The sequence below is a fragment of the Pseudomonas sp. FSL R10-1339 genome (assembly GCF_009600545.1).
In the GTDB taxonomy this organism is placed as follows: domain Bacteria; phylum Pseudomonadota; class Gammaproteobacteria; order Pseudomonadales; family Pseudomonadaceae; genus Aquipseudomonas; species Aquipseudomonas bubulae.
Genome location: NZ_WIVQ01000248.1, coordinates 1 through 670 on the forward strand (window position 1 = coordinate 1; position 670 = coordinate 670).

Below are 670 nucleotides of genomic sequence, written 5' to 3' on the forward strand. Positions count from 1 at the left end.
TTACCATGCAATTTTCGCCTAGGAGCAAACCTTATGCAGCGTTTAGCCAAACCCTCGGACTACGTCCGGCAAGACGTTCTCGGTCAATCGACCTACGTGCTTCCCTGGGAGCCGCGGCTGTGCCCGGGAAATCCTGCGGACGATCCGGAACTGGGCGCGCAGCTCTATAACGAATTTGCCTGCAACGCCGCTCAGGGCGTGACACCGCGATCACCAGCCGAACAGCTGTCTGACATCATCGGTTGGGCCATAGTTACGCCTGGAGAAGCCGCACGCAGCTTGGCGGCTGACCTCGCGGCGACCTACCAGGGTAAGCATCAGTTTCTAATGGAGGATTTGGAGCTTGGGGATGAGGAAACCAAGCCGCACCGAGCGCACCTGATTTTTCACAATGAGGATATTCGTGATCTGTCGGCTTCACGAGTGATGGCTTTACGTGAACGTATGGTTTTTTAGGTTTATCTATTCATAGCTATAAAATTTAATAAACTGGCAGTTGTGATATATAAAATCGGCGGATATTCAATGAATTATTATGCATCTCTTGGGAATAAAAGTTGTGTCGCAGAAGTTATCGATCCTTTCTTTTTAGCCAAACACATGGATCTTGATTTTAAGAAAACTGGATTGATAAATTTTGATTCCTTGAAAGAAATACATACTTATATAG

Annotated in this window: 1 protein-coding gene; it reads left to right on the top strand. The window is 47.3% G+C overall.

The features are described 5' to 3' along the window. The first annotated feature begins 33 nt into the window (after positions 1 to 33). A complete protein-coding gene (locus tag GHO03_RS24665) occupies positions 34 to 456 on the top strand; it encodes a hypothetical protein (RefSeq protein WP_048362296.1) in 423 nt (140 codons plus the stop codon). The last annotated feature ends 214 nt before the right edge of the window (positions 457 to 670 follow it).

Coding starts and splice junctions, on each gene's coding strand:
- GHO03_RS24665 (WP_048362296.1), top strand. CDS start 34: ATGCAGCGTTTAGCCAAACCCTCGGACTACGTCCGGCAAGACGTTCTC.